13 protein-coding genes are annotated in these 16,313 nt (G+C 68.2%); 12 read left to right on the top strand and 1 reads right to left on the bottom strand.

The genetic code is table 11. The features are described from left to right. Positions 1 to 48: 48 nt before the first annotated feature. From mqo to EV580_RS03640, 10 genes are all read left to right on the top strand, one after another. On the top strand, positions 49 to 1,620 hold the full coding sequence (mqo, locus tag EV580_RS03685; protein ID WP_133689769.1) for a malate dehydrogenase (quinone): 1,572 nt from the start codon (positions 49 to 51) through the stop codon (positions 1,618 to 1,620). Further along, entirely contained in the window at positions 1,617 to 2,090 is a 474-nt protein-coding gene (locus EV580_RS03680; protein ID WP_133689768.1) for a GNAT family N-acetyltransferase, read from the top strand. The genes mqo and EV580_RS03680 overlap by 4 nt, the downstream gene beginning before the upstream one ends. Continuing rightward, positions 2,087 to 3,907: a magnesium chelatase subunit D family protein gene (locus EV580_RS03675; RefSeq protein WP_133689767.1), complete on the top strand. Its 1,821-nt coding sequence runs from the start codon at positions 2,087 to 2,089 to the stop codon at positions 3,905 to 3,907. The genes EV580_RS03680 and EV580_RS03675 overlap by 4 nt, the downstream gene beginning before the upstream one ends. A gap of 18 nt (positions 3,908 to 3,925) precedes the next feature. Continuing rightward, positions 3,926 to 4,540 carry a cob(I)yrinic acid a,c-diamide adenosyltransferase gene (gene cobO / locus EV580_RS03670; RefSeq protein WP_133689766.1) on the top strand — a complete coding sequence of 205 codons (615 nt, stop codon included), beginning with the start codon at positions 3,926 to 3,928 and terminating at the stop codon, positions 4,538 to 4,540. 5 nt (positions 4,541 to 4,545) lie between these two features. Next, complete coding sequence (locus EV580_RS03665; RefSeq protein ID WP_502703917.1) at positions 4,546 to 5,916, top strand: cobyrinic acid a,c-diamide synthase CobB; 1,371 nt, start codon at positions 4,546 to 4,548, stop codon at positions 5,914 to 5,916. A 144-nt stretch (positions 5,917 to 6,060) separates the two neighbouring features. Beyond that, positions 6,061 to 7,542 (top strand): RNA-guided endonuclease InsQ/TnpB family protein, encoded by a 1,482-nt coding sequence (locus tag EV580_RS03660; protein ID WP_133689764.1) that lies wholly within the window; start codon positions 6,061 to 6,063, stop codon positions 7,540 to 7,542. A gap of 28 nt (positions 7,543 to 7,570) precedes the next feature. Next, entirely contained in the window at positions 7,571 to 8,779 is a 1,209-nt protein-coding gene (cobA, locus tag EV580_RS03655; RefSeq protein WP_133689763.1) for a uroporphyrinogen-III C-methyltransferase, read from the top strand. A 33-nt stretch (positions 8,780 to 8,812) separates the two neighbouring features. Then, positions 8,813 to 10,378 carry an MFS transporter gene (locus EV580_RS03650; RefSeq protein ID WP_133689762.1) on the top strand — a complete coding sequence of 522 codons (1,566 nt, stop codon included), beginning with the start codon at positions 8,813 to 8,815 and terminating at the stop codon, positions 10,376 to 10,378. A gap of 79 nt (positions 10,379 to 10,457) precedes the next feature. After that, entirely contained in the window at positions 10,458 to 11,951 is a 1,494-nt protein-coding gene (locus tag EV580_RS03645) for an MFS transporter (protein WP_133689761.1), read from the top strand. 107 nt (positions 11,952 to 12,058) lie between these two features. Beyond that, positions 12,059 to 12,316, top strand: a complete 258-nt coding sequence (locus EV580_RS03640; RefSeq protein WP_133689760.1) for a hypothetical protein — start codon at positions 12,059 to 12,061, stop codon at positions 12,314 to 12,316. Positions 12,317 to 12,319: 3 nt separating this feature from the next. Here EV580_RS03640 and EV580_RS03635 read toward each other — a convergent pair whose 3' ends face one another. Beyond that, on the bottom strand, positions 12,320 to 13,651 hold the full coding sequence (locus EV580_RS03635; protein ID WP_133691018.1) for a purine-cytosine permease family protein: 1,332 nt from the start codon (positions 13,649 to 13,651) through the stop codon (positions 12,320 to 12,322). Positions 13,652 to 13,758: 107 nt separating this feature from the next. Here EV580_RS03635 and EV580_RS03630 point away from each other — a divergent pair, with 107 nt between their 5' ends. Together EV580_RS03630 and EV580_RS03625 are read left to right on the top strand one after the other, a co-directional pair. Continuing rightward, positions 13,759 to 14,811 (top strand): ABC transporter permease, encoded by a 1,053-nt coding sequence (locus EV580_RS03630; RefSeq protein ID WP_208114558.1) that lies wholly within the window; start codon positions 13,759 to 13,761, stop codon positions 14,809 to 14,811. Further along, the gene (locus tag EV580_RS03625; protein ID WP_353619785.1) at positions 14,808 to 15,494 is read left to right on the top strand and encodes a VOC family protein; all 687 of its coding nucleotides are present in this window, start codon (positions 14,808 to 14,810) and stop codon (positions 15,492 to 15,494) included. Before EV580_RS03630 ends, EV580_RS03625 begins: the two co-directional genes overlap by 4 nt. Positions 15,495 to 16,313 lie beyond the last annotated feature (819 nt).

Raw genomic sequence — 16,313 nt, 5'->3', positions numbered from 1 at the left:
ATAACCTGACTGTCTGAACAGCTGTCACGAGTAAAGGACGACAAAGCGGTGTCTGATACGACCAAGACCGACGTGGTGCTGGTTGGCGCGGGAATCATGAGTGCGACGCTGGGGGCGTTGCTGCGGCTGGTCCAACCCGACTGGTCGATCACGCTTGTCGAGCGCCTCGACGCGGCCGCTGCCGAGAGCTCCGATCCGTGGAACAACGCAGGCACCGGGCACTCGGCGCTGTGCGAACTGAACTACACGCCGGAGAAGGCCGACGGCACCATCGACATCGCCAAGGCCATCAATGTCAACGAACAGTTCCAGGTCACCCGCCAGTTCTGGAGCTACGCACACGAAAACGGCATCCTGCCCGACGTCCGCAGCTTCCTGAACCCCATCCCGCACGTCAGTTTCGTGCAGGGCGCTGAGAACATCGATTACCTGCGCCGCCGCCGCGACACCCTGGTGCGCAACCCGCTGTTCGCCACGATGGAATTCATCGACGACCGCGACGAGTTCACCCGCCGCCTGCCGCTGATGGCCAAGGGTCGCGACTTCTCCCAGCCGGTGGCGCTGAACTGGACCGAGGACGGCACCGACGTCGACTTCGGGTCACTGACCCGCCAGCTACTCGGCTACGGCACCCAGCGCGGTATGACCACGCTGTTCGGCCACGACGTGCTCGACCTGCACAAGGAATCCGACGGCGGCTGGACGGTCAAGATCCACAACCGGCGCACCGGACAGAAGCGCAAGCTGTCGGCCAAGTTCGTGTTCGTCGGTGCCGGTGGCGGTGCGCTGCCGCTGCTGCAGAAGGCCGGTATCCCCGAGGCCAAGGGCTTCGGCGGCTTCCCGGTCAGCGGCCAGTGGCTGCGCACCGGCAACCCCGAGCTGGCGGCCGCGCACCAGGCCAAGGTCTACGGCGCGCCCCCGCTGGGCGCCCCGCCCATGTCGGTGCCGCACCTGGACACCCGCGTCATCAACGGGCGTTCGTGGCTGCTGTTCGGCCCGTTCGCCGGCTGGTCGCCGAAGTTCCTCAAGGAAGGCAAGGTCACCGACCTGCCGCTGTCGGTCAAACCCAACAACCTCGCCTCGATGATCGGCGTCGGGCTGACCGAGATGGGTCTGCTGAAGTACCTCATCAGCCAGCTTGCCCTCAGCGAAGCCGACCGGGTGAACGATCTGCGCCAATTCGCGCCCACCGCACAGGATTCCGACTGGGAGATCGATATCGCCGGCCAGCGTGTCCAGGTGATCCGCCGCGATGCCAAGAAGCTCGGTGTGCTCGAGTTCGGCACCACGGTGCTGGCCGCCGCCGACGGTTCGATCGCCGGTCTGCTCGGTGCCTCCCCGGGTGCCTCCACCGCCGTGCCGGCGATGATCGAGGTCCTCGAGCGCTGCTTCGCCGACCGCTACCAGGGCTGGCTGCCCAAGCTCAAGGAGATGGTGCCGTCGCTGGGCGTCAAGCTCTCGGAGAATCCGGAGCTGTTCGCCGAGGTGTGGTCGCACGGCACCAAGGTCCTCGGGCTGGAGAGCCGGACCGACGCCGGCCGCGCTGCGCTGGCTGCCGGGGCCGACACCGCGCCGGTCACGTCGGGTTCCGGGAGCCCGGAACCCGCGGGGGTGGTGTGACGGTCGCCCTGCGCCGCTTCTGGGCCAAGGATCTCGACGCGGCCACGCTCTACGAGCTGCTGAAGCTGCGGGTCGAGGTGTTCGTCGTCGAGCAGGCGTGCCCGTATCCGGAGCTCGACGGCCGTGACCTCCTCGCCGAGACGCGGCACTTCTGGCTGGAACAGCCCGACGGCACCGTGATCGCCACGCTGCGGTTGATGGAGGAGCACGCCGGCGGGGAGAAGACGTTCCGTATCGGCCGGGTCTGCACACAGAAAGCGGCTCGTGGGCATGGCCACACGACGCGGTTGTTGCAGGCGGCCATCGCCGAAGTCGGCGACTACGTGTGCCGGATCGATGCCCAGACCTACCTGGCCGACATGTATGCCCGGCACGGCTTCGTCGCTGCCGGAGCCGAATTCGTCGAAGACGGTATCCCGCACGTGCCGATGGTGCGGCGTACGGGTGCCAGCGAAGTCGAACAGCCTTGAGCGCGCCCGCTTTTCCGTTCAGCGCGATCGTCGGGCACGACCAGCTGCGACTGGCACTGATCCTGTGCGCGGTGCGCCCCGAAATCGGCGGCGTGCTGATCCGCGGCGAGAAGGGCACCGCGAAGTCGACGGCCGTGCGGGCACTGGCCGCGGTGCTGGCCGAGGTCGACTCCGAGTCGCGGCTGGTGGAGTTGCCGATCGGGGCGACTGAGGACCGGGTGGTCGGCTCACTGGACCTGCAGAAGGTGCTGCGCGACGGCGAGCATGCGTTCTCGCCCGGCCTGCTGGCCCGCGCGCACGGTGGCGTGCTGTACGTCGACGAGGTCAACCTGCTGCACGACCACCTCGTCGACATCATGCTCGACGCCGCCGCGATGGGCCGGGTGCACATCGAGCGCGACGGCATCTCGCACTCCCACGAGGCGCGCTTCGTGTTGATCGGCACCATGAATCCCGAAGAGGGCGAACTGCGTCCGCAGCTACTGGACCGGTTCGGGCTGACCGTCGACGTGCATGCCTCCCGCGATGTGGCGGTACGCAGTGAGGTGATCCGCCAGCGGCTGGCCTACGAGGCCGACCCGGTCGGGTTCGCCGCGCGGCACGCCGCTGTCGACAGTGACCTCGCTCGCCGCATCGCCGACGCCCGCGACCGGGTCGCCGACGTGGTGTTGCCCGACGCCGAACTGAACCGGATCGCGGCGCTGTGCGCGGCGTTCGACGTCGACGGGATGCGCGCCGATCTGGTGGTGGCGCGCACCGCGGTGGCGCATGCGGCGTGGCGCGGGGCGCAAACCGTGGCGGCCGAGGACATTCGGGTGGCCGCTGAACTGGCCCTGCCGCACCGGCGCCGGCGCGACCCGTTCGACGATCCCGGGCTTGATCCCGCGCAGCTCGACGAGGCGCTGGCGTCGACTGACGGCGGCTCGGAGCCCGACCCCGATCCCGACCCGCCGGGCGGCGGGCAGTCGGTCGATGGTTCGTCAAGTCCATCTGCGCCGCAAGGGAATTCGTCATCGTCGGCACCGAAGCCGGCCGCTCCGCCCGCAGCGACGTTCCGCACCCGTGCGCTGACCGTGCCCGGGGTGGGGGAGGGTAACCCCGGGCGCCGCTCGCGGGCGCGCAACCGATCCGGGGCGGTCGTCACCGCTACCGACGACCCCGGACAGGGCCACGGGCTGCATCTGTTCGCCACAGTGCTGGGCGCCGCGGGCAACGGCCGGCTGCGTCCGCAGCCCGAGGACATCCGTCGTGCGGTGCGGGTGGGCCGCGAAGGCAACCTGGTGATTTTCGTGGTCGACGCGTCGGGGTCGATGGCCGCGCGCGACCGGATGTCCGCGGTGTCGGGGGCGGCGCTGTCGTTGTTGCGTGATGCCTACCAGCGTCGCGACAAGGTCGCTGTCATCACCTTCCGTGCCGACGGCGCCCGCGTCCTGTTGCCGCCGACGACGTCTGCGCATATCGCCTCGCGGCGGCTGACCCGGTTCGACACCGGTGGCACCACGCCGTTGGCGCAGGGCCTACTGGCCGCCCGAGACATCGTGGTGCGTGAGCGGGTGCGTGATCGCACCCGTCGTCCACTGGTGGTGGTGCTCACTGACGGCCGGGCCACCGGCGGTCCGGATCCGTTGGGCCGCAGCCGTTCCGCGGCGCGTCGCCTGGTGGCCGAGGGTGCGTCCGCGGTGGTGGTGGATTGCGAGACGTCGTACGTCCGGCTGGGATTGGCCGCCGATCTGGCCGAGCATCTGGAAGCCCAGCTGCTGCAACTGGAGCAGCTGCGCGCAGACTATCTGGCACAGGCCGTGCGCCGCGCTGCCTGAAGCAGAAGGGGACCGTCCATGCCGCAGGGTCAGCCCGTTGCCGTGCCCGATGACGGCCTGACCACCCGGGCCCGTCGCAACACCCCCGTTCTCGCCGTCCACACCGGGCCCGGCAAGGGCAAGTCGACCGCGGCCTTCGGAATGGCCTTGCGGGCGTGGAACGCCGGGATGAGCGTGGCGGTCTTCCAGTTCGTCAAGAGCGCCAAGTGGAAGGTCGGCGAGGAGTCGGCGTTCGCCGCGCTGGGCCGGCTCAACGCCGAGCAGGGCATCGGCGGCGCGGTGGAGTGGCACAAGATGGGCTCGGGCTGGTCGTGGACCCGCAAGGCGGGTTCGGACGACGACCACGCCGTAGCCGCGGCCGAGGGCTGGACCGAAATCGCAGGCAGGCTGGCTGATCAGCGGCACGACTTCTACGTCCTCGACGAATTCACCTACCCGCTCAAATGGGGGTGGGTCGACGTCGATCAGGTGGTCGAGACGCTGCTGGCGCGCCCGGGCGGTCAGCACGTGGTGATCACCGGACGCGATGCGCCGCAACGCCTGATCGACGCTGCCGACCTGGTGACCGAGATGACGAAGGTGAAACACCCGATGGACGCCGGCCGCAAGGGCCAGCGCGGTATCGAGTGGTAAGCATGGTGTCCATCCCCGCCGTCGTGATCGCCGCTCCCGCATCGGGGAGCGGAAAGACCACTGTGGCAACGGGTTTGATCGGCGCGCTGCGGTCCGCCGGGCATCGGGTCGCGCCGTTCAAGGTCGGCCCGGACTTCATCGACCCCGGCTACCATGGGCTGGCCGCCGGCCGGCCGGGCCGCAACCTCGACCCGGTCCTGGTGCCCGAGGAGCTGATCGGCCCGCTGTACCGGCACGGCACCCGCGACGCCGACATCGCCGTGATCGAAGGTGTGATGGGGCTTTTCGACGGCCGTATCGACGAGCACATCGTCACCCCGGCCCGCGGATCGACTGCGCATGTGGCCGAAATTCTCGGCGCCCCGGTACTGCTGGTGGTCGATGCGCGTGGCCAGAGCCACAGTATCGCCGCTGTGCTGCAAGGATTTTCGACATTCCACCCGGGCGTCCACATCGCCGGGGTGATCCTCAACCGGGTGGGCACCGCCCGCCACGAGCAGATCCTGCGCCAAGCCTGCGAGGCGGCCGGAGTGCCGGTGCTCGGCGCGATTCCACGCCACGACGAATTGTCGGTGCCCTCGCGGCATCTGGGCCTGGTCACCGCCGTCGAACACGGCGAGCAGGCCACGGCAGCGGTCGCCGCGATGACCGCGCTCGTCGCCCGCCATGTCGACCTGCCCGCCGTCGTCGCACTCGGCGGCTCCCGGGTCACCGCGGCGCCCTGGTCGCCCGAGGACGTCGTCGGGCAACCCGCCGAGACACGACCGGTGGTGGCCGTCGCCGCAGGCAAGGCGTTCAGCTTCGGCTACGCCGAACACCCCGAGCTGCTGCGCGCCGCCGGCGCCGACGTCGTCGAATTCGATCCGTTGACGCAGTCACTGCCCGCACAGACGGCGGCGCTGGTGCTGCCGGGCGGCTTCCCCGAACAACACCTCGCCGACCTGTCGGCCAATGCTGAACTGCGCAACCAGATCCGCGAGTTGGCTCGCCACGCGCCCGTACACGCCGAATGTGGCGGCCTGGCCTATCTGATGGACAATCTGGACGGGCACCCGATGTGCGGGGTGCTGACCGGCTCGGCCCGGTTCACCCAACGGCTGACGCTGGGCTACCGGGAGGCCGTCGCGCTGTCCGAGTCGTCGCTGCACGCGGCGGGGGAGCGGGTCGTCGGCCACGAATTCCACCGCACCACAGCCGAATTCAGTGTGAAAGTTGATCCGGCCTGGGGGTTCCGGGCACACGACGGCCACCCGGTGACCGAGGGTGCGGTGTGCGCGGGGGTGCACGCCTCGTATCTGCACACCCATTCCGCCGCGCAGCCGCAGTCCGTCGCACGGTTTGTCGAACATGCCGCCGGATGTCAACCCATCGGGTAGGTGGTTCGGTGGCTGATGGGATTGGTCGCAATCGAGGCGGCAATTGATCACCAAACGTGATTGACTGCGACCTTGGCTGGACTTCGAATGTCGGTTGCGCTGCCACCAATTGTTGTCGGTGCATCGTGAGACGCTCTCGGTGACATGACTCGGCACACGACGTTCAAGTTTTGCCTCGACCCGACAGCGGAGCAGGAGGCGGCACTTGCTCGTCACGCTGGCGCAGCCCGGTTTGCCTATAACCAGTGCCTTCGGCTAGTCAAATGCGCACTCGACAAACGCAACGTCGATGCCTCCGTTGACGTGCCCTGGACTGCCTTCGATTTGATCAACTTGTTCAACCGTTGGAAGAAGACTGAAGGCGCTGGGCGGGTCTTTGCCGTCGACTCAAGGGGTGTCGTCGACACGATTGTGACGGGCTTGGCATGGCGATCTGACGTATGCCAACAGGTGTTTGAGGAAGCTGCCGTAGACCTCGGCAGAGCACTGAGCGCCTGGTCGAATTCGCGAGGCGGTCAGCGACGAGGCAGACGAATTGGCTTTCCGCGGTTCAAGAAGAAGTCAGCTGCGGCGCCGACGTTTCGGCTGCGCAACAATCACCGCAAAGGCATGCCTTCCCTTATCCGCTTGGGCGACGAGAATCGAGTGCGTTCCGTTCGTTTACCCGGCATTGGGCAGCTCAGGGTGCATGACGACACCCGACCGCTGCGGCGAATGCTTGCCAAGCACCGAGCCCGAATCTTGTCCGCGACTGTCAGCCGTCGCGGTGGTCGGTGGTGGGTATCGCTCAATGTCGTTGCGGCGGAGTTTCATTCGGCTCGCCAGCATCAGCCCCGCGTCGAGCCTAACCGGCACGGTGGTTGGGTCGGCATCGACCGTGGTCTCTCGGTATTCTTGGTCGCCGCCACTGCAGACGGCAAGGAAGTCGACCGGATCGACGCGCCCCCCAAAGCTTTGGCCACCGGGATGTCGAAACAGCGCCGGTTGGCGAAATCGTTGTCGCGCAAGAAGAAAGGATCGCGTAACCGAAGAACGACTTCAGCTAGGCTCGCCCGTCACCATCTGCACGTCGCTAATGTGCGCCGACATTTCCTGCACCAGGTTTCCAACTCGCTCGTCAAGACGCACGACCGGCTCGTTGTTGAAGACCTGAACGTGTCGGGGATGCTTGCGAACCGCCGTCTCGCCAAAGCGATTTCAGATGCCGGTTGGGCCGCGTTCGCCCGTATGTTGACGTATAAGCAGGCCTGGCGTGGTGGCGAACTCGTCGTGGCTGATCGCTGGTTCCCGTCGAGCAAGCTTTGTCCACAGTGCGGTGTTATTGATTGTGGTCTAACGCTCGCCGATCGAGTGTTCGCGTGCGGTTGCGGCTATCTGGCGGACCGGGACACCAATGCGGCCGTGAATCTGGCTCGCTGGAGCGAAGACCGTATATCACCAGATCCTCGGACCTCGAAGCAACGAGGCCGAGCTACCAATGCCCGCCGACGGGACGGTACTGACCTGCACCTTGCGCGTGCCGGTGAAACCAGCCTGAATGACGCGGGAACTGAAGTTGACACCGCATTAGCAGGTCTCAACCGAAGAACGCCCGAGAAGGGCGGTGGCGACGACCGCTCAGCCTGAGCACGTCGGCACGCTTTAAGCTCGCCCGGTGACCGAGAACGCGTACCTCGTCGGCTTACGACTGGCCGGGAAGAAGGTCGTCGTGATCGGCGGCGGCACCGTCGCCCAACGACGACTGCCGCTGCTCATCGGGAGTGACGCCGACGTGCACGTGATCGCGCGGGCCGCGACCCCGGCGGTGGAAGTCCTGTCCACGACCTCGCCCGGCATCACCCTGGCCCTGCGCGACTATCGCGACGGCGACCTCGACGGCGCCTGGTACGCGATCGCCGCCACCGACGACCCGGCCGTCAACGCCGCCGTCGTCGCCGAGGCCGACCGCCGCCAGATCTTCTGCGTGCGCGCCGACATCGCGGTGGAGGGCTCCGCAGTCACCCCGGCGTCGTTCGACCACGACGGACTGGTGGTCGGGGTGCTGGCCGGCGGCGAACATCGCCGTTCGGCGGCCATCCGCTCGGCAATCCACGAGGCGTTCCAGCAGGGCCTCATCGCGGCCGACACCAGTGACGCGGTACCCGGCAGCGTTGCCCTGGTCGGCGGCGGGCCCGGTGACCCCGAGCTGATCACCGTGCGCGGCAGGCGCCTGCTGGCCCGCGCCGACGTGGTGGTCGCCGACCGGCTGGCGCCGCCGGAGCTGCTCGCCGAACTCGGGCCGCACGTCGAGGTGATCGACGCCGCCAAGATCCCGTATGGCCGGGCGATGGCCCAGGAAGCCATAAACAACGTTCTTATAGAACGGGCCCGGGAAGGGCGCTTCGTGGTGCGTCTCAAGGGCGGGGATCCGTTCGTGTTCGCCCGCGGATATGAGGAAGTCATCGCCTGCGCCGAGGCCGGGATCCCGGTCACAGTCGTGCCGGGTGTGACCAGTGCCATATCGGTGCCCGCAATGGCCGGGGTGCCGGTCACCCATCGGGCCGTCAACCATGAATTTGTCGTGGTCAGCGGCCATTTGGCCCCCGACCATCCGGAATCGTTAGTGAATTGGAATGCGCTGGCGAAATTGACTGGGACGCTAGTTCTGCTGATGGCGGTCGAACGCATCGAATTGTTTGCCCAGGCACTGATTGCGGGCGGCCGACCTGCGGAAACGCCGGTACTCGTGGTGCAACACGGCACCACGGCCGCCGAACGGATTGTCCGGACCACTTTGAGTGCGGCACCCGAGCGGATTCGCGAGGACAACATAAGGCCCCCGGCGATCATCGTGATCGGTCCCGTGGCAGCCTTCGCGGCTTAAACTCTTCTTAAGATTCCTGTAGGGTTGGCCGCTATGACGGCTCTCAACGACGCTGCGCGGGCGACCGCCAACAGCTCCGAGCGCGCTGTTCCGATGCGCGTCGAGCCGACCTCTCTGGAGCGCACGCGCAAGTACCCGGCCTGGCTCCCGTCGGGCCGCTTCTTCGCCGCGGTGACCGCCATCGGCGGGATGCAGCTGCTGGCCACCATGGACAGCACCGTCGCGATCGTGGCTCTGCCCAAGATCCAGGACGAGCTGGCGCTGTCCGATGCGGGCCGCAGCTGGGTGATCACCGCCTACGTGCTGACCTTCGGCGGACTGATGCTGCTCGGTGGCCGCCTCGGTGACACCATCGGCCGCAAGCGGACCTTCATCGCCGGCGTCGCGCTGTTCACGATCGCCTCGGTGCTGTGCGGTATCGCTTGGGACGAAGCAACTTTGGTGATCGCGCGCCTGCTGCAAGGCGTCGGCGCGGCGATCGCCTCACCCACCGGCCTGGCGCTGGTGGCCACCACATTCCCCAAGGGGCCGGCACGTAATGCCGCGACTGCGGTGTTCGCCGCGATGACCGGCATCGGCTCGGTGATGGGCCTGGTGGTCGGCGGCGCACTGGTCGAGGTGTCCTGGCGCTTCGCGTTCCTGGTCAACGTGCCGATCGGCCTGCTGATGATCTACCTGGCGCGCAACACCCTGCGGGAAACCCACCGCGAGCGGATGAAGATGGACGCCGCCGGCGCACTGCTGGCCACCATCGGCTGCACCGCCGCGGTGTTCGGGTTCGCGTCAGCTCCCGAGAACGGCTGGTCGTCTCCGATAATCCTGGCGGCGGGCGCGGCGGCTGTGATCGCCTTCGTCGCGTTCGTCTTCGTCGAGCGCCGTGCCGTCAACCCGGTTGTCCCGTTCAGCCTGTTCCGCGACCGCAACCGGCTGGCCACCTTCGCCGCCGTGTTCCTGGCCGGCGGCGTGATGTTCACCCTGACCGTGCTGATCGGCCTGTACGTGCAGGACATCATGGGCTACAGCGCGCTGAAGGCCGGGATCGGCTTCATCCCGTTCGTGATCGCGCTGGGCATCGGTCTGGGCGCGTCGTCGCAGTTGGTGTCGTACTTCCCGCCGCGGGTGCTGGTGATCGCCGGCGGCGTCCTGGTGCTGGCCGCGATGCTCTACGGCTCCACGCTCAACGGCGGCATCCCGTACTTCCCGAACCTCGTCATCCCGATCACCGTCGGTGGCTTCGGTATCGGCATGATCGTGGTCCCGCTGACCGTCTCGGCGATCGCCGGCGTCGGCTTCGATCAGATCGGCCCGGTCACCGCGATCGCGCTGATGCTGCAGAACCTCGGCGGACCCGTGGTGCTGGCCGTGATCCAGGCTGTGATCACCTCGCGCACGCTCTACCTGGGCGGCACCACCGGCCCGGTCAAGAAGATGAACGACGCGCAGCTGCACGCCCTGGACCAGGGCTACACCTACGGCCTGTTGTGGGTCGCCGCCGTCGCGGTGATCGTGGGCGCCGTCGCACTGTTCATCGGCTACACCGCGGCTCAGGTCGCCCACGCGCAGGAAGTCAAAGACGCGATCGACGCCGGAGAGCTCTAGTCTCGATCCGGTTTCGGCGCGGTTTCATGCGCCCGGCGCTCGAAAGCCCGCCCAATCTCGGACGGTAGGGTTGCTACCCATGTCTGGCGCGAGCGGTCCGCTACCGGCGACCAGACCCCTTGCAGCCCGTGTGCTGGGCCTGGCGATCGTCGCGATCACCGGTATGCAGTTGATGTCCACCCTCGACGGCACCATCGTGATCGTCGCGCTGCCGCGCATGCAGGCCGAGCTGGGCCTGTCTGACGCGTCCAAGAGCTGGGTGATCACCGCCTACGTGCTGACCTTCGGCGGTCTGCTGCTGCTGGGCGGGCGCGTCGGCGACGCCGTCGGCCACAAGCGAGCGTTCATCTCCGGGGTCGGCGTCTTCACCATCGCCTCGTTGGCCTGCGGGCTGGCCAACGAACAGTGGACCCTGATCGTCGCGCGCGCGGTGCAGGGCGTGGGCGCCGCGGTGGCCGCACCCACCGGGCTGGCGCTGATCGCCACCACCTATGCCGTCGGGCATGCCCGTAATCAGGCGCTGGCGGTCTCGGCGGCCATGCAGGGCCTCGGGTCGGTGCTCGGGCTCGTCCTCGGCGGGGCGTTGACCGGCCTGTCCTGGCGGCTGGCCTTCCTGGTGAACGTGCCGATCGGCATCTTCATCATCGTCGTCGGGCTCACCCGCCTCGAGGAAACCCGGCACGAACGCCTCAAACTCGACGTCACCGGCGCGCTGCTGGCCACGCTGGCGTGCACGTCGGCCGTGCTGGTGTTCACCCAGGGGCCGCCGCGCGGCTGGATCGATCCGTGGGTGATCGGCGCGGGGGTGGCCGCCGTCGTCTTCTCCATCGCCTTCCTGGTCGTCGAGCGCAAGGCCGACAACCCCCTGGTGCCGTTCGAGGTGTTCGACAATCGCAGCCGGGTCGCGTCGTTCCTGGCGTACTTCATGGCCGGCGGCGTGATGCTGACCCTCAGCGTGATGATCGGCCTGCTGGTTCAGGATGTGCTCGGGTATTCGCCGCTGCGGGCCGGCATCTGCTTCATGCCGTTCGCGGCGGCCTTCGTGGTGGGCAACGTCGCGGCCACCAAGTTGGCACTGCGGATTCCGCCGCGCTGGGTGATCCTCGGCGGCGGCCTGCTGGTGCTGGCCGCCATGCTCTACGGGTCGACGCTGAACCGCTCGATCCCGTACTTCCCCGACCTCTTCGTCCCGATCGTCGTGGGCGGCCTGGGGATCGGCATCATCTCGGTGATCCTGCCGCTGTGCACGCTGGCCAACGTCGGCCCGCGGGAGATCGGCCCGGTCTCGTCGATCACGCTGATGGTGTTCAACCTCGGCGGCCCGCTGGTCCTGGTGATCGTCCAGGCCGTCCAGACGTCCCGCACGCTGTACCTGGGCGGAACTACGGGGCCGGTGAAGTACATGACGCCCGCCCAGCTCGACGCGCTCGGGTACGGCTACACCTACTCGCTGCTGTGGGTGGCCGGCATCGCGCTGCTCGTCGGCGTGGCCGCGCTGGGGATCGGATTCTCGACCAGGGATATCGCCGCCGCTCAGCACACCCGTGAAGCGGTCGAGGCCGGCGAACTGTAGAACGGGCTCACACGGCGGCATGGCGCCGCGTGAATTTCTCCTTACCAAGCCGGTACGGCACGGTAATTGATCCGGGCGGAAGGGGGTCGAGGCTATGGGTGATGAGCGTGGTTGCTGTTTCTCCCGAGGACTTCGAGCCGTGGCCCAGCCGGTCGGCGCATCCCGCTGATCAGGCGCAGGCGCGACTGTTCGAGGACGTGCTGCGCCGGGAGCTCGACGAGGTCGAAATCCTCGCCGCGCGACTCCGGAGCGCCCGAGCGGATCACAGTGAGATCAGGCTGCGTCACGATATGCAGCGGTTCAACGCGCGCATCAACGAACTGCGCCGGCTCCTCGACGCGTTGCAGCTGCGCTTCAACCTGTAGGGCTCAGCGGCGCGCTCGTGTCAGCCGGTAGCCGCCGTAAACAGCTGCCGCGACTAGGAAATTCACGAAGTAGGCCAGATCGGCACCGTGCAGCGCGGTGGCCACCGGGCCGACGATCAGGTTGGTGTGCATGAATGGAACCGCCGCGGCGAACGCGACGAAGAACGCACCCAGAGCGACGAGGCCGTTGGTGCGCGCCGTCACCTCGGTGGCGGGGTTGACGGTGTCCCGCCCGGCGCTGCGGTAGCGCCAGTCGATGGCAACGATCGCGACGAATGCCGGAATCCAGTAACTGACAAACAACAGCACGCCCTGGAAGCGGGCGGCCATATCGCCGGAGTGCAGCCACATGATGAGCGCGAACGCGATCACCACCACCACGACCGCCGAGACCGGCCGGCGCACCCGAACCCCGACGGTCTGCAGCGCCAGCGAACCGCTGTAGTCGTTCATCGCGTTGGAGGCCACCGAGCCCAGCGCGATCACCAGCAGCGCGATCGCACCCAGCACACCGCCGCCCATGATCTGGCGCACGCCCTGCGCGGTCTGATCGGTGAGCGTGCCCGCCGCGGCCACCCCGATGGCCTGCACGGCGATGTACGCGACCGCCAGCCCGCCGAAGGTGTAGCCGAACACCGCTTTTCGTGAGGTGTTCACCGGCAGATAGCGGCTGTAGTCGGAGGCGTAGCTGGCCCACGAGATCGCCAGGCTCAGCGCGATCGTCACCTCCAGCACGAACGCGCCGGCCAGATCGGCGCCAGTCAAGGTGGGTAGCGAGATCACCTGATGGCCGCTGACCAGTTTCCAGGCGAACACCGCGAACGTGGCGATGAGCACGACGGTCATCACGGCCTGCACGCGGTGGATCACCTCGTAGCCGAAGACGCCGATGGCCCCCTGGGCAGCCAGCACGATCACCACCGCCAGCCAGAACGGCATACCGACCAACTCGGCAAGCGCCTCGCCGCCGAACAGCCCGACCAGCCCGTCCCAGGCGATCGAGGACAACCACTGGATCACCGCGACCACGCCGACGGTGCCGCCAAATGCCATGCGCGCGTTGGGTAATTGCGCGGTACCGGTGCGTGGGCCCCACGTGGACAGGTAGCCGACGGCCAGCGACCCGACGACCGTGCCGATCACCATCGCCAGCAGCCCGAGCCAAAAGCCCAGCCCCAGCACCACGGCCAGGGTGCCGGTGAACACCACGGTCATGTTCACCTGCGGCGCGAACCACACGGTGAACAGCCGGCGCGCGGTGCCGTAGCGGTTGGCCGGCGGGATGGGTGCGATGCCGTGGGTCTCGACGGCCATGTCACCGACGTGCGAGGGCATCCGGCCGGAGTAGGTTTGGGCCGCCAGAGAAGATCCTGTGGGCGACGATTCAGGTGTCACCCATCCACCCTAGTTGCCGGGGACGAGCACCTTTCCGGCGGAGGAAGATGAGCCGAATGGTCAACAAGCACGAAGCCCCCGAAGCGCCGGAGACGTGGCAGGACCGGTTCCGCGACGCGGTCGCCCCGCGAACGCTGGCACTCGGCGTCGGCGTGCTGTTGTTGCAGTTCGCGTTCATCCTGTCCTACCTCGGCGCCTTCCATTCGCCCACCCCGCACCAGATCCCGGTCGCCGTCGTCGCACCCGCGCAGGTGGCCGATCAGGTCGTCGGCCAGCTCAACGACCTGGCCGGTGATCCAGTCGCCGCCTCCGCCGCCACCGACGAGGCCGCGGCCCGCGCAGCCCTGCGCGCCGGCGACATCTCCGGCGTCTACGTCCTCAACCCCGCCGGCACCGAAGACCGGTTGCTGGTGGCGTCCGGTGGCGGCACCGCAGTCTCCGGGGCGCTCGAGCAGATCTTCACCAAGGTGACCGCGGCCCAGCAGCGCACCGTCGCCGTCGACGACGTCGTCCCGCTGTTCTCCGGCGACGCGCGCGGGCTGTCCGGGTTCTATCTCGTCGTCGGCTGGGTGGTCGGCGGCTATCTGTTCGCGTCGATGCTCGGCATTGCGAAAGGCTCACGGCCGGCGACCTTTCCGCGGTCGGTCTGGCGGCTGGGCGCCACGGTGCCGTACGCGCTGGCCTCGGGATTCGGCGGTGCGGTGGTGGCCGAGCCGGTGCTGGGAGCGATGAACGGGCACTTCTGGTCGATCGCCGGGATCGGCACGCTGGTGACGTTGTCGGCGGCGACGGTGACGATCGCGCTGCAGATTCTGTTCGGCGTCATCGGGATCGGGCTGACCGTGGTGATCTTCGTGATCCTGGGCAACCCGTCGGCCGGTGGCGCGTATCAGCCGTCGGTGCTGCCGCCGTTCTGGCGCGCGATCAGCGGTGTGCTGCCCAACGGAGCCGGTACCGACGCCATCCGCCGGATCGTGTACTTCGACGGCCACGGCATGACGCATTCGATCGTGGTGCTGGTCTGCTGGATCGCCGGCGGGGTGGTGGTGAGCCTGCTCGGTGCGGCTATGTTCCACCGCGGCCAGAAGGCGGCGGCGTGATCACCGACGACGCCCGGCCGAGCCGTCAGGAGATCTCCGATGCGATCGATGACCTGGGCTGGCGGCTCATCCTCGGCGCGATCCAGACCCATGTCAGCGTGCCGTCCATGGCGAAAGGCGCCGCCGTCGCAGCGGTGGCCGCGGCCGCTGCCGGGCCCGACGCCGAGGGGCATCTGGACCTCGACCTGCGCGCCGGCTTGGTGGTGATGCGGCTGATGGACACGGCCGCGGGCGCCACCACGGGTCGAGACCTGAGAGTGGCGCGGCAGATAACGGAAGCGCTTACCGCACAAGGATTCTCACCGACACCCGGAATCGGTTCGGCGGTGCAGGAGATCGAATTGGGCATCGACGCGATGGATATCGCCGCGATCCGCCCGTTCTGGGCGGCGATCCTCGGGTACGTCACCGAGCCGGGTCCGCTCGACGACGGGTCCGCGCTCGTCGACCCGCTGCACCGCGGGCCGACCATCTGGTTCCAGCAGATGGACGCTCCGCGTCCGCAGCGCAATCGAATCCACCTCGACGTCGACGTACCGCACGACGCGGCCGCCGCCCGCATCGAGGCCGCGCTCGCTGCGGGCGGGACCCTGTTGTCGGATGCCGCCGCACCGGCGTGGTGGGTACTGGCAGATCCGGAGGGCAACGAGGCCTGCGTCTGCACCTGGCAGGGACGCGACTGAAGACGATCCGGCCGACGCCCAACTGGCCGACCACGAACTATCCGCCTGCCGGTGAATATGCAGTAGCCCGCTACTGCATATCTCACGGCAGCGCCCGGTGACGATTGCTTATCGCGCGAGTCCATTCGGCTTTGGCGTGGTGTCGCGGGGCGAGGAGTGCGCTGTGAATGGTGGCCGGTTCGTGGGGCGGGTAGGACTACTCGCGGCGGCGCTCGGTGTCGGTGCCGGGCTGTGGCTCGGACAGGGGGTTGCCTACGCCGACGACGGTGGATCGCGGCCCTCGGGTTCTCAGCAGTCGGCTGCGGGTTCGTCGCAGTCAGCGCGCGGCGCTCGGCACGCAGCCGCCGCGTCGGTGACTGGCGGTTCGCGCGCGCCGGCGGTACGGGCACGCCTTGGTGCGGAGCCGCACGTGCGGGGAGCGAGATCGACAGCGGCGGTGTCGGCATTAGGTGTTTCCCGGCGCGACGTCGCGTCCTTGGCGCCTGCGGCGGGGGCGCCCTCATCGCCGGCGCGTCCCGTCACGGTGACGTCGCTTCTGGCTGATGTGCTGACGCGGATTGGTGTCGGTCAGCTCGACGGCCTTGCGCTGGCCGCGCGTGAGGCCGGCCGCACGCTCACCCGGGTATCGGTGACCGGCAACACGATACTCAGAGGTGATCCAGCGGATCTCTCCGAGTGGTTGAGTCCGGACAAATCCCGTGTGGTCTACACGGCGGGCTCAAGCTCAGCGACGCGGGTGGCGGTGTTCGATACCTCCAGCGGCAAACAGCTTGGCACAACGGTCACTGTGCCCGGCGGCGGTGTCACGACAGTGGCCTT

Source organism: Mycobacterium sp. BK086, from assembly GCA_004362315.1.
Classification (GTDB): Bacteria; Actinomycetota; Actinomycetes; order Mycobacteriales; family Mycobacteriaceae; genus Mycobacterium.
The sequence above is the reverse complement of the archived record's forward strand: the minus strand, read 5'-3'. Positions and strand labels throughout refer to the sequence as shown.